This window comes from Arthrobacter sp. NPDC056727 (assembly GCF_042790555.1).
GTDB lineage: Bacteria > Actinomycetota > Actinomycetes > Actinomycetales > Micrococcaceae > Arthrobacter.
Genome location: NZ_JBHTZA010000024.1, coordinates 1 through 20,499 on the forward strand (window position 1 = coordinate 1; position 20,499 = coordinate 20,499).

19 protein-coding genes are annotated in these 20,499 nt (G+C 66.9%); 5 read left to right on the top strand and 14 right to left on the bottom strand.

What is annotated here, in order from left to right; all coding sequences use genetic code 11:
• Nucleotides 1-94: 94 nt before the first annotated feature.
• From ACFRAH_RS19555 to ACFRAH_RS19580, 6 genes are all read right to left on the bottom strand, one after another.
• Complete coding sequence (locus ACFRAH_RS19555) at nucleotides 95-874, bottom strand: hypothetical protein (protein WP_377992572.1); 780 nt, start codon at nucleotides 872-874, stop codon at nucleotides 95-97.
• Between the two features lie 498 nt (nucleotides 875-1,372).
• Complete coding sequence (locus ACFRAH_RS19560; protein ID WP_306925217.1) at nucleotides 1,373-1,549, bottom strand: CsbD family protein; 177 nt, start codon at nucleotides 1,547-1,549, stop codon at nucleotides 1,373-1,375.
• Nucleotides 1,550-1,651: 102 nt separating this feature from the next.
• On the bottom strand, nucleotides 1,652-3,127 hold the full coding sequence (locus ACFRAH_RS19565) for a PepSY-associated TM helix domain-containing protein (RefSeq protein WP_377992573.1): 1,476 nt from the start codon (nucleotides 3,125-3,127) through the stop codon (nucleotides 1,652-1,654).
• Nucleotides 3,128-3,464: 337 nt separating this feature from the next.
• A complete protein-coding gene (locus tag ACFRAH_RS19570; protein ID WP_377992574.1) occupies nucleotides 3,465-4,244 on the bottom strand; it encodes a YcnI family protein in 780 nt (259 codons plus the stop codon).
• A 155-nt stretch (nucleotides 4,245-4,399) separates the two neighbouring features.
• On the bottom strand, nucleotides 4,400-5,062 hold the full coding sequence (locus ACFRAH_RS19575; RefSeq protein WP_377992575.1) for a hypothetical protein: 663 nt from the start codon (nucleotides 5,060-5,062) through the stop codon (nucleotides 4,400-4,402).
• A gap of 43 nt (nucleotides 5,063-5,105) precedes the next feature.
• Nucleotides 5,106-5,411 carry a hypothetical protein gene (locus ACFRAH_RS19580; protein WP_377992576.1) on the bottom strand — a complete coding sequence of 102 codons (306 nt, stop codon included), beginning with the start codon at nucleotides 5,409-5,411 and terminating at the stop codon, nucleotides 5,106-5,108.
• 211 nt (nucleotides 5,412-5,622) lie between these two features.
• Here ACFRAH_RS19580 and ACFRAH_RS19585 point away from each other — a divergent pair, with 211 nt between their 5' ends.
• Both ACFRAH_RS19585 and ACFRAH_RS19590 read left to right on the top strand, forming a co-directional pair.
• A complete protein-coding gene (locus ACFRAH_RS19585) occupies nucleotides 5,623-6,876 on the top strand; it encodes a hypothetical protein (protein ID WP_377992577.1) in 1,254 nt (417 codons plus the stop codon).
• A 208-nt stretch (nucleotides 6,877-7,084) separates the two neighbouring features.
• Entirely contained in the window at nucleotides 7,085-7,471 is a 387-nt protein-coding gene (locus ACFRAH_RS19590) for a hypothetical protein (RefSeq protein ID WP_377992578.1), read from the top strand.
• Between the two features lie 21 nt (nucleotides 7,472-7,492).
• Here ACFRAH_RS19590 and ACFRAH_RS19595 read toward each other — a convergent pair whose 3' ends face one another.
• A complete protein-coding gene (locus tag ACFRAH_RS19595; protein ID WP_377992579.1) occupies nucleotides 7,493-8,185 on the bottom strand; it encodes a potassium channel family protein in 693 nt (230 codons plus the stop codon).
• Nucleotides 8,178-9,569: a TrkH family potassium uptake protein gene (locus ACFRAH_RS19600; RefSeq protein WP_377992580.1), complete on the bottom strand. Its 1,392-nt coding sequence runs from the start codon at nucleotides 9,567-9,569 to the stop codon at nucleotides 8,178-8,180. The genes ACFRAH_RS19595 and ACFRAH_RS19600 overlap by 8 nt, the downstream gene beginning before the upstream one ends.
• Before the next feature lie 414 nt (nucleotides 9,570-9,983).
• Between ACFRAH_RS19600 and ACFRAH_RS19605 the strand changes: the two genes are divergently transcribed.
• Both ACFRAH_RS19605 and ACFRAH_RS19610 read left to right on the top strand, forming a co-directional pair.
• Nucleotides 9,984-11,966: an amino acid transporter gene (locus ACFRAH_RS19605; RefSeq protein WP_377992581.1), complete on the top strand. Its 1,983-nt coding sequence runs from the start codon at nucleotides 9,984-9,986 to the stop codon at nucleotides 11,964-11,966.
• Nucleotides 11,967-12,115: 149 nt separating this feature from the next.
• Entirely contained in the window at nucleotides 12,116-12,463 is a 348-nt protein-coding gene (locus ACFRAH_RS19610; RefSeq protein WP_377992582.1) for a hypothetical protein, read from the top strand.
• A gap of 444 nt (nucleotides 12,464-12,907) precedes the next feature.
• Here the strand turns inward: ACFRAH_RS19610 and ACFRAH_RS19615 are convergent, their stop codons facing one another.
• The 6 genes from ACFRAH_RS19615 to glgX all read right to left on the bottom strand — a co-directional run bounded on the left by ACFRAH_RS19615 (nucleotide 12,908) and on the right by glgX (nucleotide 18,996).
• Nucleotides 12,908-13,447: a signal peptidase I gene (locus ACFRAH_RS19615; protein WP_377992583.1), complete on the bottom strand. Its 540-nt coding sequence runs from the start codon at nucleotides 13,445-13,447 to the stop codon at nucleotides 12,908-12,910.
• Between the two features lie 17 nt (nucleotides 13,448-13,464).
• Nucleotides 13,465-14,085 (bottom strand): SipW-dependent-type signal peptide-containing protein, encoded by a 621-nt coding sequence (locus tag ACFRAH_RS19620; protein WP_377992584.1) that lies wholly within the window; start codon nucleotides 14,083-14,085, stop codon nucleotides 13,465-13,467.
• A 5-nt stretch (nucleotides 14,086-14,090) separates the two neighbouring features.
• Nucleotides 14,091-14,729: a SipW-dependent-type signal peptide-containing protein gene (locus ACFRAH_RS19625; protein ID WP_377992585.1), complete on the bottom strand. Its 639-nt coding sequence runs from the start codon at nucleotides 14,727-14,729 to the stop codon at nucleotides 14,091-14,093.
• A 211-nt stretch (nucleotides 14,730-14,940) separates the two neighbouring features.
• Nucleotides 14,941-15,558, bottom strand: a complete 618-nt coding sequence (locus tag ACFRAH_RS19630; RefSeq protein ID WP_377992586.1) for a class F sortase — start codon at nucleotides 15,556-15,558, stop codon at nucleotides 14,941-14,943.
• Between the two features lie 61 nt (nucleotides 15,559-15,619).
• Nucleotides 15,620-16,513, bottom strand: a complete 894-nt coding sequence (locus tag ACFRAH_RS19635; protein ID WP_377992587.1) for a hypothetical protein — start codon at nucleotides 16,511-16,513, stop codon at nucleotides 15,620-15,622.
• A gap of 317 nt (nucleotides 16,514-16,830) precedes the next feature.
• The gene (gene glgX / locus ACFRAH_RS19640; protein WP_377992588.1) at nucleotides 16,831-18,996 is read right to left on the bottom strand and encodes a glycogen debranching protein GlgX; all 2,166 of its coding nucleotides are present in this window, start codon (nucleotides 18,994-18,996) and stop codon (nucleotides 16,831-16,833) included.
• Between the two features lie 216 nt (nucleotides 18,997-19,212).
• On the opposite strand from glgX, the gene ACFRAH_RS19645 reads away from it, so the two are divergent.
• Nucleotides 19,213-20,433 carry an MFS transporter gene (locus ACFRAH_RS19645; protein ID WP_377992589.1) on the top strand — a complete coding sequence of 407 codons (1,221 nt, stop codon included), beginning with the start codon at nucleotides 19,213-19,215 and terminating at the stop codon, nucleotides 20,431-20,433.
• Nucleotides 20,434-20,499: the final 66 nt, after the last annotated feature.

The following is a 20,499-nucleotide window of genomic DNA, read 5'->3' on the forward strand; positions in this document are numbered from 1 at the left end:
CGCCCCCACGGCGCCCGCGGCCGCCGGAACCCGTACCCACCCGATTCCAGTCCGGACTCCCGTTCCAAAACCGGGCCGGGCCCGGGCGGAAAACCTACGCTGCGTCGGCTGCCCTGCGGCGGCGGACGATGTAGGTTCCGCCCGCAGCGGCAGCCAGGACGAGGCCCCCGCCCAAAGCCAGCACCCCGGCGTCGTTCTTCTGCGGAGTCTGCGCAACGCCGGTGTCGGCGCCGCCCACCGGCATGTTCATCTGTCCGACGGCGAGGGTGCCGCAGAGGGCAGGCGACGTGGCCGCGAGCGGCAGGCTGGGCACGAGATCACTCTTGGCGGCCTGGCCGGCGGCGCTCAGTGTTGCAGGATCGAGCCCGTGGACAACCACAGCGGCGGTGCCGTTCTGCAGGGCTGCCTTGGTCTCGGCGTTGAGCGGGAAGCTGCGGTCGATCGTGTAGGCGCTGCCCTGGCCGGCGACCTTGAGGTCCAGGCCGGCCGCCGGGCTGGTGTCCCCGCTGGTGGAGAGCGTGGTGCCGATCTTGCCGTAGGCCGGGGCGCCCTCGGTGGTGGAGATGACCCCGTCGCCGTTGGTGTCCGCTGCCGGGCCGGGGCACTGGCCCTTGGCGCCAACATGGATGTGCTGGACGTGCGGATACGGCGCATTGTTGAACGTCTGGGCGAGGCCGGAGACGTTGAGGACCACGTGGGCCTGGTTGCCGGTGACGTGCAGGGTGACGGTGCCCGAGGCGGAGCTGCCGTTCAGCTGGCCGAGCGTGGCCTGGTAGGTCTGGTCACCGTCGGCAGCCATTGCGGGTGCGCCGGACACGGCAAGTGCTCCAAGTGCGAGCGTGGGGACGGCCAAAAAGCGCAAAGTCTTATTCATCGGAAGTGTTCTCCTCGTGCGAGTGGTGGTGGATCTCCCGTGGTTGGGACACAGGCAGTTCGGGGCAGCGCCGAGGTTGGATGGGTGGAAAAGTGAGGTTGCTTACTTTTTTCTGTTTGGCCGGCCGGGGTGGGAGGGGTTGGTTCTTGCACCGCGGCGCCGTAATGCCAAAAAGGGCCGCTTCGAGGCCACTCCGGGCGGCCACTTTTGGTAATTGGCAAAGAGCCGGGCTGACAGGAGAGCAACTCGGGCGGACAGCGCGCGGCCGGAGGGCATGGAAATGCCGCCCTGCGGTGTTGGGGGGCCATCGCAGGACGGCATGGATCAACGGTACTGTGCCGCGTGTCGCCAAGACACTGCTTCCACGCGCGGCGGCGGGAATCTTAACGCTTTTTTAACGCCCGCCCGCGTTTGAACGGCCCGCGTTTGAAGAGCGACGCACGAGGCGGGGCCCTGTCCGCTCTTACCGGACAGGGCCCCGAGCTCTAATGCGCGACCTTAGTGCCTCCTGAAGGCGTCCTTGATCTTTTCGCCGGCCTGCTTGAGGTCAGCCCTGATGTGGCGGGCCCTGCCTTCGGACCGGAGCCGTTCGTTTCCGCTGGCGCGGCCGGCTGCTTCCTTGCTTCTGCCGTGGAGTTTTTCGGCGGCGTTGTGGATCTTGTCACCCAAACCCATCGTGACCTCCTGTTCGGGAAAGCCGGGGCGGCCTGCTGCCGCGGCGGCCACTCCCAGTCTATCGACGGCGGGCCGGGGCGGCCATGCCCACCTTGCACGGTGCTACCGGGATAGTGCTTCCGACCGATCTGATGCCGCTTCCGGCACAGAAGAACGACGACGGCGCTTGGCTTCCCCAATCGCCGTGTCCAGGAGGATGAAGGCGAGCAGGCTCCAGCCAAGGAGCGGCAGGAACATGCCCACGAGGAGCATCGCCGTCATCGCGGCCAGGACGCCTGCCCAGTGGCCGCGGACGAAGGCTCCCCGCGGCGCCGGCCGGCCCATGGCCCAGGCGCTGCCGCGGGTGGGGCGGCGCTTCCACCACATGACATAACCCCACACCACCATGGCGGACAGGCCCGCGGCCACGGCCAGCAGGACCAGCTGGTTCGGCAGGCCGAAGAGCAGGCCCATGTGCGCCGCGATGGTCCAGCGGGTCAGCTTCGCTGCGAGGCCGAAGTCCTTGAAGTCGGCCCGGCTGGTGACCTTCCCGGCGTCCGGGTCGATGGCGACAGCGCTTGCCGTGGCCGGCCACTCCCGGCCGGACTCGGTCACGGTCCAGGCCGTGCCGGCTTTTGCGGGCGGTTTGATGTCGACCATCGGGGCCGTGATGATGTCCGCCCGGGCGATCCGCTGGACGGTGTCATAGGCTGCCGGATCTGATGCTGCGCCGGCCGGAGCCTGCGTATGGCTGGCGTGGTCACCGGCGGCCGCCGGGGGCTTGCCGTCCAGGCTGGTGGAAACAGTGGGGGCGAGCCAGCCGAGGCTGGTCCGCAGGACTGTGATGTTGTCCCCGGCATGGGAGGACCAGGTCAGGCCGGTTGCGGACAGGAACAGGAACGCGGCGAGCATGACGGTGCCGGTGGTGCCGTGAAGCCAGACCGTCCTGGCCCTGCCGGGCGCCGGGCGGGGCTTTTTGGGGGCGGTCTGGCGGCGTCGGCGGATCCTGTCGATCCACAGGACGAGGCCGCCGAGGGCGACCACCCAGAGCCAGGACGCAGCCAGTTCGCTGTAGATCCTGCCGGGTTCGCCCAGGTTCAGGGAACGGTGCAGGTTCGAGATCCAGGTGCGCATCGGGAGCGCGCCGCTGCTGCCGTAGGTGGTCAGGTCTCCGCGGATTTCGCCGGTGCCCGGATTCACGAAGACGGTCCTGTACTCGGATTCGCCCAGTGAGGGGTCGGCGAACAGCACCCGGGTAGTGTCCTCGGGGCCGGGCGCCGGACGGACGGTGACCGGGGTGGCGCCGCCAGCGGAGTCCATGGCCGCCTTGACCTGGGCTGAGAGCGGCAGCGGCGTGGCGACGGCCGGGACGTGCAGTTCCTTGGCGTAGACGGCCTGTTCCAGTTGCGGCGCGATGGCGTAGATGCCGCCGCTGACCGCGGCGATTAGAAGGAAAGGGCCGGCGAGGATTCCGGCGTAGAAGTGCAGCCGGAGCACGAACGATCGGAACCAGCCGCGGCTTTCCGGTGCGTTGGCGGCGGATGCGATGTCCGGCGGGGCCGGTCGCGTGGAGTTTTCGGGGTCGACTAATACAGTCATGGTGTTTTCTTTCGGGTACTGGAGGCGCTGCGCAGGTGGGCGTTGGGACGGCCGGGGGCGGCTTAGGGCACGACGGCGCGTGGTACCGCCGGGCGACGTCCCGAACCTGGGCGTTCCAGGCCTGGGCGTCCCGAAGCAGGGGCGTCCGAAGCCGGACAGAACGCATCTGGGCAGCGCAAAGCGTTGGTGGGTAGCACGAAGGAACCTCTCGACCGGTCGGCCGGGTGTGAGGAGCTCAGCGTGTAATTGTTGGCGGGCTGGCGGGCACCGGGGCTAGTTGCCTGCCCGGGTGCCGCCGCGCCTGCCTAACTGCAGGGAAGCCTGGTTGCCGGGAAGCCTAGTTGCCGCGGCTGGCGCGGGTTCGGGCCAGTGCCGTCACGCCCGCCGCGAGGCCGAGCAGTCCTGCGGCCAGTCCGACCCAGCCGAGGGTGTCACTGCCGCCGGAGGAGGAGGCCGGTGCCACAGCGGATGCCTGCGTGGTGGCAGGGGTGGCTTCGGCGTGGGCGCCCTCGCCTTCAGCCGCCGTGGTAACGAACGACGGCGCCGGGTGGGACTCCTCCGCCTCCGACGCTGGTGCCGACGATGCGGCCGCGGTTGACGTTGCGGAAGCGTGGTCGTGGTGCTCGGCGGCGTCGGCCCAGTTGACGGTGGTCCCGTCCGTGTAGCCCTGCGCCGCGGGCAGCGTCACCGTGGTGCCGGCTGCGGGGAGGCGGCCAACGGACAGGGTGAAGGTCTGGAACTGGTTCTGCCCGATCTGGTGCGCGGCGTCGGCTGTCCAGACCACGCTGGTGGGCGCCTTGGTCACGGTTGCCCCGGCCACCTCGACCGGCTTGGGCAGGGTGGTGGTGACGACCTGGGCCTTCCATCCTTCGATGGGGAGGACCGAGACGGAGGTCAGCGGGGTGTCAGTGGGGAGCTTCACTTCGAGCCGGTTGGTCTTGGCGGTCTCGGACTCGTTTGGGACGCTAAACGTGAGTTTGGTGAAACCGCCCTCGGCGGTGGCGGAGGGGTCGACGCTGACATGGGCGGAGGCGGCGGCCGCGCCTGCGGCCAGGAGACCGGCGGTCAGGGTGGCGGCAGCGGTGCTCTTGAGGGTGCGGCGAAGGGAGGTATTCATGGCAGGTGTGCCTTTCACAGGTTTTAAGGGGTCAGGAATGGCAGGCCGGTGGGCCTGTCCGGAAAGCGGAAGAACCGCCGTCGGAAGTTCCTGCCCTGCGTGAAAGGGGCCATGGTGAAGGGGCCCTTGCGTGAAAGGAGCGAAAGGAACTGTCTCTAGGCGGCGGCTGCGGGCAGCGGAGGGCCACGCCGAGACGGAAGGCGCACCGAATGGTGCTGGGGCGGAAGGAGCGCGGCCGCGAAATGCGGGCGCGGAACACGGACGGGAACGATGACGGCCGGTTCGGGAGCCCAAAACAGCGGGCCGAGCCAGTCGGCCAGAGCCCCGAGGGCCCGCTCGCCACGGGCAAGCAGCAGCGCCGTGACCAGGGTGGCGACGGCGTGGGCGGCGAACATGAATCCGCCGGGTGCAGACCCGTGGGCCGGAGCCATCATTAGAGCTTCATGGTTCAGCGCGGCCGAGGCGTGTCCGGCGTGCTCGGAAAGCAGCGCCGGGGAAACCGCTGCACCAGTACTTGCAGACATGGCGTCGAAAGCCCAGTGCAGCCAGGCCTGACCGCCAGCTAGCAGCCCGATGAGCACCGGCAGCGACAGCTTGAAGCGGGTCAGCGCGGCGACCGGAACCATGGTCACCGCGCACAGGGCCGCGAGGATTGCCGGCTCGGGCAGCTGGCCCCCGCCGGCGAGGTGCCCGCCGGCGGCCAGGCCCAGGACGATGGACCCGATCAGCCCGGAGCGGAACAGGCGGAACGAAGCATGCGGCTTCACGGGCTGTCCTTTCTCCTGGGCGTCGACGTTGGCGTCAGCAGCGGAATGCACTTTACGCAATGATATGACGTGAATCACACCAGCTGAGCATTTATTACACATCTCGGTTCCTATTGTGCACGTTTTCGTCGCGCAGGTTCCGGCGGACGTACCGTCCCGTCACCAGGACACCGGCTGCGAGTACCGCGGCTGCGCCGAAAAACACCCAGGGAACCGTGGATGCCGGGGCGGATTCCCGGCCTGCTGAAGCTGCGGAGGAAGCCTGCCCTTCGACGGCGTCATGCGCATTCGCAGATGCCAGCGGGGTCAGCGACATAAACGCCACCAGCGCGCCAACGGCCAAACTGCCGACGGCGGTCCGCGCCACCCGCTCAGGGCGCAGTACGTGTCGAAGATCCATCTGCGCCCCCTTTCGCGTACACCCCGGTCCGTATGAACCCCCGGTGGATTGATTCCGACCCTAGGAATACCGGCGTGGAAAAACCTTGGACGTCGGGAGCAGTTCGCCGCCGGAGACCGCCCCGGATGGGGGACCAAGGGGCGCGGATGGGCCTCCCACGTGGGCGGATTCATCGGTTTGACGAGACCGCAAGAAATGAAAATCCAGTTGATTGATTTGTTACATTTTTTTCCGTTGTTATCAGTTACGATTTCCCCAGCCGGGACCTTCCGGCCTTTTTCATGGGGGATTCATGCGCTCGAAATTTCTTTCTGCCGTGCTCGGTCTCGGCCTCCTTGGCGGCTCCTTTCTGGCGGTTGTGCCGGCCCACGCGGCAGAGCACTGCATCAAGGCGGCACCCAGCGGCGCGATGGAGTGCTACAACAATAATTTCGACAGCGCGGGCGGCGCCGCCCCCATGGCGACTTCACCGGCCGCCCGGGACGCCGCCATCAGTGCGACGGCCGTAAAGTATGGCCTCGGTTCACCTTTGGGGCCGGTACGGACCGGCCTGAAAGAAGGCGGCGCGTACCGGCAGTACCAGCGTGGGTTCGTTGTTTATTCGCCGGCTACCGGCGCGCAGGTTTCGCGCGGTGCCATCCGTACCGCCTACGCCAAGCTCGGCTACGAGAAGGGCAGGTTCGGCTACCCGGTTTCGGGAGAATTCAAAAGCGGTGTTGCGTTCGACAACACCACTTATCAGCAATACCAGGGCGGATGGATCACGTGGGCTTCCCCGCTCGGCGCACACGCCATTTCCGGTGCCATCGGAGCCCGCTGGAAGGCCGGCCAAGGCAAGTACCGCGGGTTCAACGCCGCCCAAACCGACGAAATGGTGGGGCTCAAGGACGGCGGCGCGGGACAGCACTTTGACGGCGGAACCATCTACTGGTCTCCCAAGACCGGAGCGCGTGCGGTGTATGGTCCTATTGCTTCGATCTGGCTTCAGGATGGAAGGGACAGGAGCAAGCTCGGATACCCCGTCACGGAACAGTACGCCACCCCAAACGGAGGAACCGCCCAGGGCTTCCAGAACGGCGTGATTGTTTACACCGACCGCAGCATTTCCATCCTTTCCGGTGCCATCGGCAAGAAGTACTTCTCGGTGGGCGGATATACCAGCGGCCTGGGATACCCCAAGGACCTCCGTGAAACCACCGGTCTGCGGGCTGGCGGGGCCTCGCAGTCGTTTGAGAAAGGTGCAATCGTCTGGTCCTCCATGACCGGCGCCCAAGTGTCCAAGGGCGCGATCCGCACCGCTTGGCTAAACAGCGGCGCGCAGGACGGCAGCCTCGGCTACCCGACCACAGACGAATTCACCACGTCTGACGGCAGGACCATGCAGGGCTTCCAGGGCGGCCGAATTTCCTGGACCGCCGCGACCGGCGCCGAGATTCTCCCCGGCACGCCGCACACCAACATGTAAAGAAGCCTCGGAATCCCGACGACGGGACGGCTGTCATCGCGTTCCCGGGTGAAGTCCGGGAGCGCACCGCCGTTTTCACCACAGGTGGTGCGCTCGCAGGCGGAGCCGGAAACAGGGATGACGCACGGTAAACATCTAGCCGAAACGTTTTAGAAAACAGCGTGGGGCAGGCTGGTGCCATCAACATTCCAATGGAGGGGAACCGGCCGTGAACGAACATCTGGAGCTTGAAGTGAAGTCCAGCGCCGAGCTGGCGGTGGGCGACGAGGTCGAGGCGTGGCACCGCGGACGGCTGGCGCACCAGGGGACGGTGAGCAGCACCTTGCGGGACATCGACCTCTTCTGGATTATCGACGCCCGGACCGGCGCCCGCCGGCTCCTGGATCTCGAGCAGCTCAGCGTGCGGCGGGTCCCGGCCGGAAGGGCGGCAGCCGCCGTCGGGCAGTCCCAAGGTGAGCATTCCACTGGCGCGGGCAAACTGAGGTCCGACGCCGGGAACCCGGCTTACGCCGTCGGCAAGCCTGCCCGCCGGCGGCGGAGGCCGGCCACCAGCCTGTCCCAGCTGGTCTTTATCGAGGCGCCGGCGACCCGGTAAAGGGGGCCCCGTGAAAGGCGCCTAAGCCATATTGCTGAAGCGCTCCGCCTGCGTCTTGCTGCCCTGCACGATGATCTGGTCGTCGTCGTACAGGACGGTCTGCGCCGTGGTGTGGCCCCAGATGCCGCCGGGGCGCTTGACCGCCACGATGGTGATGCCGTACTTGTCGCGCAGGCCCAGCACGCCGAGCGGGCGGTCGCGGGCTTCGGTGGGCGGGCTGGTGCGGATCATGACGAAGTCGTCCTCGAATTCCACGTAGTCCAGCAGCGAGCCGCGGACCAGGTGGGCCACGCGCTTGCCCATGTCGTGCTCGGGGCGGATCACGTGGTTCACCCCGAGTTGGTTCAGGATCTCGGCGTGCGGCTCGCTGATGGCCTTGGCCCAGATCTGCGGCTTCTTGAAGGTGAGCAGGCGCGACGTCGTGAGGATGCTCGCCTCGATGTCGCTGCCGATGCCCACCACGGCCCGGTCGAACTCGTGGACGGAGAGCTGGCGCAGCACCTCCTCCTTGGTGGAGTCGGCCCGGACCACGTGGGTGAGGCGGCCGTTGTAGGACTGGACGGTTTCCTCGTTGGCGTCGATGCCGAGCACCTCGGTGCCCTGCGCCTCGAGCTCCAGCGCCAGGGCGCCGCCGAAACGGCCCAGCCCGATGACCACAACCGTGTCCGCCTGCGCCGCGGAATCAGGTGAACGGGAGAAGAGGTTCTTAGCCAATGAGGGGCCTTTCCTTCGGGAATTCGTAGAGGAGTGGGCGCTCGCGGAGTGCCAGGGCGGCGCCAAGCGTCACAGGGCCGAGGCGGCCGATGAACATCAGCAGGATCAGCACCACCTGGCCAGCCGGTGGCAGGGCGGCCGTGATGCCGGTGGACAGCCCCACCGTGGCGAACGCGGAGATCACCTCGAACAGGATCCGCTCCTGGTCGAAGTTGGTAATGACCATGAGGAACATCGTGGAGCCGACCACCAGCCCGATGGCCAGCAGCACCACTGTGATCGCCTGCCGGTGCACGGCGCGGGAGAGGCGCTTGCCGAAGACGTTCACCGCCGTGCCGCCCTGCAGCTCCGTCACAAGGATGAAGAACAGCACGCTGAACGTGGTGATCTTCAGGCCGCCGGCGGTGCTTGCCGGGCCGCCGCCGATGAACATCAGGATGTCCATGCCCAGCCAGGACACCTCATGCATGTGCCCGATGTCGATGCTGTTGAACCCGGCCGTGCGCGTAATAACGGACTGGAAGAAACCGGCCAGGATGCGTTCGCCCGGTTTGAGCGCGCCGAGGGTGGCCGGATTGGACCATTCGACCGCGGTGATGAAGACGGTGCCCAGTGCCAGGAGGACGGCGGTGCCCACCAGGACCAGCTTGGTGTTCATGCTCCAGTGGATGGGCCGCTGGTACTGCCGCCGCAGCTCGAACAGCACCGGGAACCCGAGGCCGCCGATGATCACCGCGGCCGCGATGGGCAGGCAGATCCAGGGGTCGCCCGCGAAGCCGATGAGGTTGTCCGTGTGCAGCGCGAACCCGGCGTTGTTAAAGGAGGACACCGAATGGAAGACGCCGTGCCACAGCGCCCGCCCGGGCTCATAGCCGTAACCCGCCACGAGCCTGGCCGCCAGGATCCCCGCGAGCACAATCTCCACGGTGAGGCTGATGGCCAGCACCCCGAGCAGCACCCGGCGCACGTCGCCGAAGCCCGTGCTCTGCATCTCCGCGGCGGCCGAGAGCCGTGAGCGCAGGCCCAGCCGGCGGGCCATGAGCACGCCCAGCAGCGTGCCGAAGGACATGACCCCGAACCCGCCGATCTGGATCAGGGCCATGATCACCACCTTGCCGAAGCCGCTCCAGTACACGGGGGTGTCGACGGTGATCAGGCCCGTGACGCACACCGAGGAGGTGGAGGTGAACAGGGCATCGAGGAAGGGTGCACCCTCCGGGCCGTTCCGGGCGACGGGCAGCATGAGCAGGCCCGTTCCGACGGCGACGGCGGCGGCGAACCCGAGCACGATCACCTGGGCCGGGTGCTGGGGCGCGAAGACGTTGAGGATGCGCGGGAACACCGTGCCTGAAGACCGGGCCTTCGGGGCAGGAACGTCGCGCATACGCGTCACGCTACCACCGCGGAATTCCCAGCGGCCGGTGTGAAGGGCAAGGCGTTAAGAAAGCGTTAAGATCCCCGGTTTTGGCGCTTTACGCATTCCGGCCGGTGCTAGGCTCCCGTGGTCATCAGCAAACTGCCCATTGTGAATCGAAGGACCCCGTGGCCATCTCAAGCACGCAAGGCCGTGTCCTGCCATGCTGACCCAAAGTGCCCCGTTGCTGTGGCTGATCCTCGGGATCGGCGTGACCGGCTACATGATCTACCGGCTGATCAGAGCAACGAAGTAGCCCCCGCCGTCGGACGCTCTCCCGCGGTCCGGCGGCGGGTAACAAACCCTTCCTCACGCTTCGCCGCCAATTCCCAAACCCTTCTTCACTTACCGGCACCGTTTCCCGCCATTCCAGAAAGACATTTCATGACCGCACCAGCCCAGTATTCCGTTCCGGCCAGCGTGCCCAACCCAGAGCGGGAAAACGGCCCCGGCGGCGCGCTCACGCGGTGGCTGCTGGAGCACAAGGTGCACCAGCCGGTGGGGCCGGAGTCCGAGGAGGGCACGGGGCATCAGCAGAGCTGGTGGAAGGTCATGTGCCTCACCGGCGTGGACTACTTCTCCACGCTGTCCTACCTGCCCGGCATCGCCGCGCTCGCCGCCGGCGCGTTGTCTCCGCTGGCCACACTGCTGATCGTGGGCCTCACCCTACTGGGCATGCTGCCCATGTACCGGCGGGTGGCGCACGAGAGCCCGCACGGGCAGGGGTCCGTGGCCATGCTCGAGAACCTGCTGCCGTTCTGGCGCGGGAAAGTGTTCGTGCTGGTGCTGCTTGGGTTCGTGGCGACGTCGTGGATCATCACCATCACCTTGTCCGCCGCCGACGCCACCGTGCACATGCTGGAGAACCCGTACCTGCCGCCGTTCCTGGAAGGCCAGGCCGTCCCCATCACCGTGGTGATGCTGCTGATCCTGGGCGGGGTGTTCCTGCTGGGCTTCTCCGAGGCGGTGGCCGTGGCCATTCCGCTGGTGGGCGTCTTTCTGCTGCTGAACGCCGTCATCATCGGCACCGGGATTTACGACGCCGTCACCCAGCCCGGTGCCGTGGGCGCCTGGATCGCTGCACTCGGCTCCTTTGGCGGCGGCTTCTTTAATGTCGCCGGCCCTGCGGTCCTTGCGTTCCCGCTGCTGGTGCTGGGCCTCTCCGGCTTCGAGACCGGGGTCAGCATGATGCCCCTGGTGAAGGCCGCCGGCACGACGCCCGAGGAGACGCTCCGGAACCGGATCCGCAACACCCGCAAGCTCCTGACGACGGCGGCCCTGGTCATGAGCGTCTACCTGATCGGCAGCAGCTTCGTGACCACCGTCCTGATTCCGGCGTCGGCCTTCCAGGAGGGCGGCCCGGCGAACGGCCGCGCGCTCGCGTACCTGGCGCACGAGCGGCTGGGCAACGGCTTCGGCTCCGTCTATGACATCAGCAGCATCCTGATCCTGTGGTTCGCTGGCGCGTCCGCCATGGCCGGGCTCATCAACATCGTGCCCCGGTACCTGCCCTCCTACGGCATGGCGCCCGACTGGTCCCGCGCGGTGCGCCCCGTGGTCCTCGTGTACACGGCCATCAGCATCCTCATCACCATCGGCTTCAAGGCCGACGTCAACGCCCAGGCCGGCGCCTATGCCACCGGGATCCTGGCCATGATGGTCTCCGGCGCGGTGGCCGTGAGCATTTCCGCAGCGCGCAAAAAGAAGCGCGGGGCCGCCGTCGGCTTCACCATCCTGACCCTCGTGCTGCTCTACGCGCTGGTGGAGAACGTGATCGAGAAGCCGGACGGCCTGGCGATCTCCGGGTTCTTCATCCTGGGCATCGTGGCCGTGTCACTGGTGTCCCGCGTCTCGCGCACCACCGAGCTGCGGGTAGACCGGATCGAGTTCGACGAGGCCGCACGGCGCTTCGTGACGGACACGATTGACTACGACGGCCGGATCAACATCATCGCCAACCGCCCGCAGGCCAGGGACGCCGCGGAGTATGCAGCCAAGGAAGCCGACCAGCGGGAGAACAACCCCGTGCCCGGCACCGCCGACGTGATGTTCCTGGAGATCGACGTCACGGACCCGTCGGGCTTCAGTGACGTGCTCACGGTGCGGGGCGTGGAGGTGGACGGGCACCGGGTCCTTCGCGCGAACAGCCCGGCCGCGCCCAACGCCATCGCGGCGATCCTGCTGGCCCTGCACGCGGCCACCGGAGTCCGCCCGCACGCGTACTTCGAGTGGGCCGAGGGCAACCCGCTGGCCCACCTGATGCGCTACCTGCTCCTGGGCCGCGGCGACACCGCGCCCGTGGTCCGCGAGATCATCCGCGAAAACGAGCCCGACCCCGCACGACGCCCCGGCATCCACGTCGGCTAGCCGGGCTCCGATTCTGACCCTTCCTCACCTTTGGTCGGGTTTTTCCGGACGCGTCCTCACTAGGCATAAGCCAGGTGAGGACGCGTCTGGTTTTTGGCGACAGGATCTGAGGAGGCGTTGGGGACGGCGGCAACCGTCCGCTGGCCACGATGCAGGCTGCGGACAAGAGGTTCGGCTTCTACGACGGCCGGTCGGCGGATCTGGCCTCGGGCATACCGGCCGGGCTGATGCCGCTGGTCAGCGACAACTGGACCAAGCTGTTCACGTGGCAGGGTGTCGGACCGATGCCGGAGGCCGAGCGCGCCAAGCTGCGCGCGTACGTAGAAACGGCGCGCGCAAAGGGGTACCGGGTGCGGTTCTGGGCGACGCCTGACCAGCCGGGGCCGGCACGCGACGCCATGTGGACCGAGCTGCTCGATGCGGGCGTCGACCACATCAATACTGATGACCTACCCGCGCTGGACAGGTTTCTGAGCGGGCGCGGGGAGCCGGGCTGAACTGTTAGGGCACGCTGCAACCGGTGAGGAGGCTCGTCACAACAGTGGCGCGTCCAGTTACAGCTTCTTGTGATGTCCACTGCCCCGGCCCCTTTGCGACCAAAGTGAACGTGAAGGTGCCGACATCGAGCACACCAGACGGCAAAGGTAGATTAGTGGCCGATTTGGGAAGTGGCTGCGGCGGGGAGACCCCGCCAGCGGCATTCGTGATTGTCCACTCATAGCCCGTCCAATTGTCCCCACGTGGTGCAACCCAGTAGAAAGTGATTGGTTGCAACGCACCTGCCGTGCAGGTTAGCGAAGTCGGAGGCATGACCGTCCCGGCCTGAAGCGTGCCTTGCGCGTGCTGCGGCACTGTCCAGGCCGCCGTCGTCGGCTCCGGCGGAGCCACTGCCAAGGCGCCCACCAGGGTGAGGAGCCCGACGGCGGCAAGGCGCTGCCGCTTCACGTCGCCGCTTCCTGTGGCTCGCTTTCGTTCCGGCGTCCGCGGGGCTTCTCCCGGGGCCAAAATGCCCAGGTCACGACGACGGCCATCACCACGGTAAGGCTGCCCAGCACCAGCGGGTTGTTCGCGGCATTTACTGTATAGGCGAGTTCCGGAACGGACCACAGGACGATCCGTACCGTCTGGACTTCGTACGGCAGGGGATCGTCAGTGGGGTTGGCGTCGCCGCGCATTGTGATCTTGGCTGCGCCGCCCGCCGCCGGCGTCACCGACGTGACCCGATGAGTCACCGGCAGGGCGGATGGGCGGTCGATGGTGACGATGTCGCCCACGTGCACCTCGAGGGCGGGAATCTCTTTGACGACGGCGAGCGAGCCGGCAGGGATGGTCGGGCCCATGGAACCAGTCTTGAACATGATCAGGGTGATCTGGAAGAAGAAAGCGAGGATCACCAGGATGATGCAGACGGTTCCGCCGAGGGCAGCGATGTTCAGGAGCGCGTTGCCGAGCCTGCCGCCTCTGTTGTTACTCTGACTCACTTTTGCCTCCTCCCTCCCTAATTCGATGTGCCTGTAAACAGCCAGGTGACCGTTGCCGACTTGCCTTGGAAACTGTTGTTCGCGTCCGTCTTGATCCGAATGTCAAAGCAGTATCGCAACGGGTTAGTGCCGGCGGCAGCGACCGGCGTGGCGACTGCCGGAGCCGCCACGGCGGTCACCGGCAAATATGTCGATGACCCTGCTATATACGTAGGCGTGCCGGAAAACGCGGTGGCATCGCAGACCGACGTCGAATTTGTCAGCACGGCACGGTACTCAAGAGCAGGCGCCAAGTTTCCGACCGGCGTCGAGCTGGTCAGAACAACTGTTCCGCCGACAGTTGATGCCTCCGTGGTGCGGATATTGAGCCATGAGTAGGCGGATGCACCAGGCGACAACCCGGTCGCGTTCACGGTGAGTGATGCGTCCGTCGGTGCGGTGCTGTCTCTCCAGTCCGTGGCCTGTGTGCTGGATTCGAGGCGGAACGTGCTGGCGGTGAATGTGCCGGCGGCATATTCGGAATCCGTCCACGACGCGAGCGTCACGCTGGCGCCCACGCCGAGGACGAGGGCACCAGCGAGAACGGCGCGCACACGGGTGAAAGTTCTTGATCGCGAAGATTTCACGTGTTTGCGCATGGCTGCTAGGAGGTTGTGGCGACGAACTCCCATGTCGCTGTCACAGACTGGTCTTGCTGCAGTCCATTGCCGGCAGTCACCTGAATGCACAAGTGCTGTTCAACAGCGTCCGTTTGAGCGTCGGCAGCCTTATTGAGGTCGAAGGCTGCCAAGGTTTCAGCGGAATTGAGTGATGCGCCTTCAACAACCACGGATCCTGTCGCCCCCGGCTGGCAATCCGCGAACGAATCTACCGTGACGACCCTGTAGCTGAGGTTCCCCTTTGCGTTGTCGCCTCCGGCAGTATTTGGTTTGTTCACAGTGACTGATGCGTCGTAAGTTGAGGCCCTGTCCAACCGCACCGCGTAAGGCATGACAACAATATCGCCCGGGCTCATGTTGCCGAAGTCCGTAGTGAACGACAAAGCTGCCGCCGATGTGCCATGGTCAGCAAAGGCCGTGCCGGCGTCGGCTCTACCCTCGATATTCAGGTGACCGCTACCGAACGCACCCTTGACGAACTCAGAGTCGTTCCAAGCGGCGAGCGTAACGGCCGCCCCAATGCCAAGAACAAGGCCGCCGGCCAGAATTGCTTTGGCCTTTCTGCGCTTCGATTTGTCCGAAGACGGCGGAGTTTGAGCGGGTATGAATTCGGTTGTGGACATAGTTTCCCCCAGGAATTTATTGTCGGATTTTTTTGACCGAATTCATACTGTCACAGTGCTCTCAATTGCGTGCCCTGTCACGCCTAAGATTCGCGCAGGATTCCATCAGGATTGGATCAAAACCCAAACTGAAGTGAGGAAGCATCCGGAAACAGGCGACGAAAGGTGAGGAACCGTTTGGGCAAAAGCGGCGGGATCTGAGAGAGCGTTGCTACGGCGCGGGGGAGGCTGTGACCACCACGTTCTTGCCCCACGGGTCCTCGGTGTAGCAGCTGATCAGGACCACGCGGTTGGGCACGACGTTCCAGATGTCGCTGTCCTTGAGCGTGTTCTTGTCGTGCGTCGTCACCGAATCCACGACGTACTTCAGCGTGCCCTTCGCAGTGGTCACGGTGACGGCCTTGCCTACGAGGGACTCGTCGCTGAGCCGGTTGAACGGAGCATCCCGGCCGTCCCAGCTGTGCCCCACGATGTAGGTGGTGTTGGTCGAGCCCGCACCCGGCACGCCGTAGCTCGTCAGCCAGTACGCATCGAGCGTCAGCGGCGGCACGAGCGACTCCGATGCGAGCTCGTCCGCGCTCGGTGTCAGCGGCAGGACCCGGACTTTCAGGTCCGCGGCGTCGATCGACACCGCCGTCGGCGCCGCAGCCACCGGCGGGACCGTCCTGCGGCCGGCCGTCGCGCTCGGGGAGCCCGCCGCTGAAGGGACGCCGGTGGAGGGCAGAACTGAAGGCACGACGGCGGTGCTGCCGCCGCCGTTTGGCGGAACGGCGTTCGACGGCGCCAGGAAGAGAGCCGCCGCGAGCCCAGCGGCGGCAACGGCAGGCACGGCAAGCCAGCGCCGTGGGAAGGGGCGGCGCTGCCTTGGGGTGGTATGCGAAGCCAAGTGCTTACTTGCGGGCGCGCTCCAGCCGCCGCATCCTCAGGGCGACGGCTGCGGGCACGGCGATGCCGGCCGCGAGCAGCCCGGCGAGGAGCGCCAGCCCGGGGTGGACTCCCGGCTCGGCTTCTGCCGCGGTCTGCACGTTGAGGCCCTTGTTCGTGGCAACTGCCGCGGTGCCGCCCCCGGCGTTGGCCAGGTCGACCGCATTGGTCACGCCCGGCGTCGTGCTTCCCGGACCGGTGACCGGAGCAGTCACAGGCGGCGTGACCGCCGGATCAGCCGGGGAGTCCGGGTTGCAGGCGGCCAGGAAGGCGTCGAAGAGGCCCGCGAGGTCGGCGGCGGAAGCCTCATCGAGCGAGACAGTGGCCAGCGCGGCGTCGAAGTCGGCGGCCGCCGCGTTGAACGCGTCCAGGGCCGCGACGATCTCCGGCGTGTTCGTGGCTGCGTCGTAGGCCGCGGTCAGGTCCGTCACCGCTTGCCGGGCTGCGTCCTCGGCCGCCTCGGCTGCTGCCGTGGCGTCCTGGGCAGCGCTGATGGCGGCCGGATCGCCCGAATCCTCGGCTTCTTCCTCTGCGGCCTCGGCGGCAGCGGTCGCTGCGATGGCGTCGTCCAGCGCTGCCTGTGCAGTCGCGAGTTCGGCGGCAGGAACTGCTCCGGCCGCTTCGACCAGTGAATTGTAAAGAGCCTCGGCGTCCGCCGCGATCGCGGCCTTGGACTCAAGATCTGCAACCGTGGCTTCCGTGATGCCGGCGGCAGCGAGGGCGGCCTCAAACTGGGTGGAAGCCTGCACGCAGGCTGGGTCGCCGGGTGCTGCGACGGCGGCCGGGGCTCCGAGGAAGAGCCCGCCCGCGAATACAGCTGCCGACGAACCGGCGGCGACCCATTTGGATACAGCGGTCATGTGAGTCCCCCAAAAACGAAGTGAACGCCGGGCCAGCCCCGGCGGTTCAGCGCGGCAGAACGGCTCGCCGCCGAGGCTCCGATGATTTCGGCTCGACCAGGCAGGAGAGGCGCTTTGCTCAATCATCCGGAGGACGACGGCGAGACCTCAGTTTTACCTGAATGCCACCCGGAAGATCGCTGTGAGAGCAAAAATACCTATCAATGCCGGCCGTGGCAAACGTCACCGGGTTGCCCTCGCATTTCGGCTGCCGGCCGGACGACCAAAGGTGAGGAAGGGGTGGGGGGTTGGGCGGCAGGGAGTGAGAGGGCGTTGGGTCAGGCCTGGCCGAATGCTTGCAGGCCGGGGGCCAGGGACAGGTTGGGTTCGGGCTGGGTCAGGTCGCGGGCGCGCAGGACGGCCATGGATTTCGCGGCCACCTTCAGCACCGAGCCGGCGTCGATGGGTCCGCGGTCCACTCCGGTCCCGGCGGTGTTGATCACCATGTCCCAGGCCTCGGCAAACTCACCGGCGGGGAGCGTGAACTTGATGTCGTCGTCGTGTGCGTTGAAGTACAGCAGGAAGTTCACGTCGGTGATGCGGCGGCCGCGGTCGTCGCGGCCCTGGATGCCGTCGCCGTTGAGGAACACGCCGATGGTCCGGCCGAAGCCGCGGCCCCAGTCCTCGGGCAGCATTTCCATGCCGTCCTCGTTCAGCCACACGATGTCCGGCAGCTTCTCGCCCTTGCCGCGGCGGACCGGCCGGCCGTCGAAGAAGGTGCTCCGCCGGAACGTGGGGTGCTGGGCGCGCAGCCGGTTCACCGCGGCGGTGAAGTCCATGAGCGGCATGTCCACGGCGTCCCAGTTGACCCAGCTGAGTTTGGAATCCTGGCAGTACACGTTGTTGTTGCCCTGCTGGGTGCGGCCGAGCTCGTCGCCGTGCAGGATCATCGGCACGCCCTGCGAGAGCAGCATGGTGGCGATGAAGTTCCGCTGCTGGCGCGCCCTGAGTGCCAAGACGACGGGATCCGACGTCGGGCCCTCCGCACCGCAGTTCCACGAGCGGTTGTGCGATTCGCCGTCGCGGTTGCCCTCGCCGTTGGCTTCGTTGTGTTTGTCGTTGTACGAGACGAGGTCGCGCAGCGTGAAACCGTCATGCGCTGTGACGAAGTTGATGGACGCCACCGGACGCCGCCCGGACCGCTCGTACAGGTCGGCGGACCCGGTCAGCCGCGACGCGAACTCGCCCAGGGTGGCCGGCTCGCCGCGCCAGAAATCGCGCACGGTGTCCCGGTACTTGCCGTTCCATTCGGTCCACTGCGGCGGGAAGTTGCCCACCTGGTAGCCGCCCGGGCCGACGTCCCAGGGCTCCGCGATCAGCTTCACCTGCGACACTATCGGGTCCTGCTGCACCAGTTCGAAGAACGTGGAGAGCCGGTCGACGTCGTAAAACTCCCGGGCCAGGGAGGCTGCGAGATCGAAACGGAACCCGTCCACGTGCATCTCGGTGACCCAGTACCGGAGTGAATCCATCAGCAGCTGCAGGGAGTGCGGCTGCCGGACGTTGAGCGTATTTCCGGTGCCTGTGTAGTCCACGTAGTACTGTTTGTCGTCCTCCAGCAGGCGGTAGTACGCGGCGTTGTCGATGCCCTTGAAGCTCAGCGTCGGTCCCAGATGGTTTCCCTCGGCTGTGTGGTTATAGACGACGTCGAGAATCACCTCGATCCCCGCACGGTGCAGTGAGCGGACCATCGCCTTGAAGTCCTGCACCTGCTGGCCCATCTGGCCGATCGAGCTGTAGGTGTTCTGGGGCGCGAAAAACCCGATGGTGTTGTAGCCCCAGTAGTTGCTCAGCCCCTTCTCCTGCAGCGTCCCGTCGTTGACGAACTGGTGCACGGGCATCAGCTCGATGGCCGTGATGCCCAGCCGCTGCAGGTGCGCAATGACGGCAGGATGGGCGACGCCGGCAAAGGTGCCGCGCTGCTCCTTGGGCACCTCGGGATGCAGCTCGGTGAGCCCCCTGACGTGCGCCTCGTAGATCACGGAGCGGTGGTAGGGGATCCGGGGCGGCCGGTCGCCGGCCCAGTCGAAGAACGGGTTGATCACCACGCCCAGCATGGTGTGCGGCGCAGAATCCTGGTTGTTGCGGGAGGACGGATCGCCGAAGTTGTAGGAGAACATCGCCTGGTGCCAGTGCACCTGCCCGGCGACGGCCTTGGCGTACGGGTCCAGGAGCAGCTTGTTGGGATTGCAGCGTTGGCCCCTGGCGGGGTCGTACGGCCCGTGGATCCGGTAGCCGTACTTCTGCCCGGGCTGGATCTGCGGGAGGTAGCAGTGCCAGACGTACCCGTCCGCCTCGAGGAGCTCCACGCGCGTTTCGGCGCCGTCCCCGGCTATCAAACACAGCTCGACGGCGGTGGCCGCCTCGCTGAAGAGCGCGAAGTTTGTCCCCATCCCGTCAAAGGTCGCACCCAGTGGATACGCGCTGCCCGGCCAGACTTCCATGATTACTCCTGCGGCTGTTCAGTTGTTTCCGAACCATAGTCGATGTCCGGTTGGGGTCCGCGCGCCTCGCCCTGACTCAAGGCTAAGCACACTTAGTAGGTTCGCCAAGCTCGATGCCGGTCCCCGCGTGGATGTTTATCAAATTGTTTGTGATTCTGGACTCGTGGGGTCAGCGTTTCCGGGGCGGCGGTTCCGCCCGCGCCTAGGATGAAGGGGATGACTCCGCCTCCGCCAGACAGCCCGCCGCCCTTCAGCCTTCGCGGCATCGCTGTTCCGGCATTCGGTCCGGCCCTCCTGTTCAGCATCGGCCAGGGCGCAATCCTGCCGGTGGTGGCGCTCTCCGCCCGCCAGCTGGGCGCGTCCGTCGCCGTGGCCGCGCTGATCGTCACGCTGATGGGGCTGGGCTCGTGGTTCTTCAACCTGCCGGCGTCCATGATCACCCTGAAGTTCGGCGAACGCTGGTCCATCGTGGGCGCGGCCGGAGCCGGGACGCTGGCCCTGCTGGCCGCCGGGGTATCCCTGGTGATTGGCAACGGACTCTGGCTGCTCGCGGTGGCGATGGCCGTCGTCGGGATGTCCGCCGCGGTGTTCAGCCTGGCCCGGCAGAAGTACCTCACCGAAGCGGTGCCGGTGGAATTCCGCGCCCGTGCCCTGTCCACGCTGGGCGGCGTGAGCCGGATCGGAACGTTCGTCGGCCCGTTCATCGGTGCCGCGGCCATGGCATTCGTGGGCATCAGTGGAGCGTACTGGGTGGGTGTGGCCGGCATGGCCGCCGCCGCGGTGCTCGCCGTGACCGTCCCCGACCTCGTGGCGGTGGACGGGCCTTCGACCGAGACCGGTCCGGAACCCACTCTGCGCGGTGTGGCGGGTTCGCATGCCGGTGTGTTCCTGACGGCCGGACTGGGCATTCTGCTGCTGAGCGCCCTGCGTGCCTCCCGCCAAGTGGTGATCCCGCTGTGGGCCGACCACCTGGGCCTCGACCCGACGCACGCGTCGCTGGTGTACGGACTTTCGGGGGCGATCGACATGCTGGTCTTCTACCCGGCGGGCAAGGTGATGGACCGGCGCGGCCGGCAGTGGGTGGCCATCCCGTCCACGCTGATCATGGGCGTGGCCCTCGTGCTGATTCCGATGACCGGCGGGTTCACCAGCCTGCTGCTGGTGGCCCTGCTGATCGGATTCGGCAACGGGATCAGCTCCGGCCTGGTGATGACCCTGGGCGCCGACTTCTCACCCAACCGCGGCCGCGGACAGTTCCTGGGCCTCTGGCGGTTCATGGCCGACGCCGGCTCCACCGGCGGCCCCGTCCTCCTCTCGGCGGTGACGGCCGCAGCCTCCCTCGGCGCCGGAGTGACGGCCACAGGGGTGTTGGGGTTCGCAGCGGCAGGCGTGTTCGCCGTCGTGCTTCCCAGACTCAGGCACCGCCGCAACTACTGACCTTGGGCGCGGGCGGCGCGACAGGCGAGGCGCGGGAAGGGCGCGACAGGCGAGGCGCGGGAAGTC

Coding starts and splice junctions, on each gene's coding strand:
- ACFRAH_RS19555 (WP_377992572.1), bottom strand. CDS start 874: ATGAATAAGACTTTGCGCTTTTTGGCCGTCCCCACGCTCGCACTTGGA.
- ACFRAH_RS19560 (WP_306925217.1), bottom strand. CDS start 1,549: ATGGGTTTGGGTGACAAGATCCACAACGCCGCCGAAAAACTCCACGGC.
- ACFRAH_RS19565 (WP_377992573.1), bottom strand. CDS start 3,127: ATGACTGTATTAGTCGACCCCGAAAACTCCACGCGACCGGCCCCGCCG.
- ACFRAH_RS19570 (WP_377992574.1), bottom strand. CDS start 4,244: ATGAATACCTCCCTTCGCCGCACCCTCAAGAGCACCGCTGCCGCCACC.
- ACFRAH_RS19580 (WP_377992576.1), bottom strand. CDS start 5,411: ATGGATCTTCGACACGTACTGCGCCCTGAGCGGGTGGCGCGGACCGCC.
- ACFRAH_RS19600 (WP_377992580.1), bottom strand. CDS start 9,569: ATGCGCGACGTTCCTGCCCCGAAGGCCCGGTCTTCAGGCACGGTGTTC.
- ACFRAH_RS19605 (WP_377992581.1), top strand. CDS start 9,984: ATGACCGCACCAGCCCAGTATTCCGTTCCGGCCAGCGTGCCCAACCCA.
- ACFRAH_RS19610 (WP_377992582.1), top strand. CDS start 12,116: ATGCAGGCTGCGGACAAGAGGTTCGGCTTCTACGACGGCCGGTCGGCG.
- ACFRAH_RS19620 (WP_377992584.1), bottom strand. CDS start 14,085: ATGCGCAAACACGTGAAATCTTCGCGATCAAGAACTTTCACCCGTGTG.
- ACFRAH_RS19625 (WP_377992585.1), bottom strand. CDS start 14,729: ATGTCCACAACCGAATTCATACCCGCTCAAACTCCGCCGTCTTCGGAC.
- ACFRAH_RS19635 (WP_377992587.1), bottom strand. CDS start 16,513: ATGACCGCTGTATCCAAATGGGTCGCCGCCGGTTCGTCGGCAGCTGTA.
- glgX (WP_377992588.1), bottom strand. CDS start 18,996: ATGGAAGTCTGGCCGGGCAGCGCGTATCCACTGGGTGCGACCTTTGAC.
- ACFRAH_RS19645 (WP_377992589.1), top strand. CDS start 19,213: ATGACTCCGCCTCCGCCAGACAGCCCGCCGCCCTTCAGCCTTCGCGGC.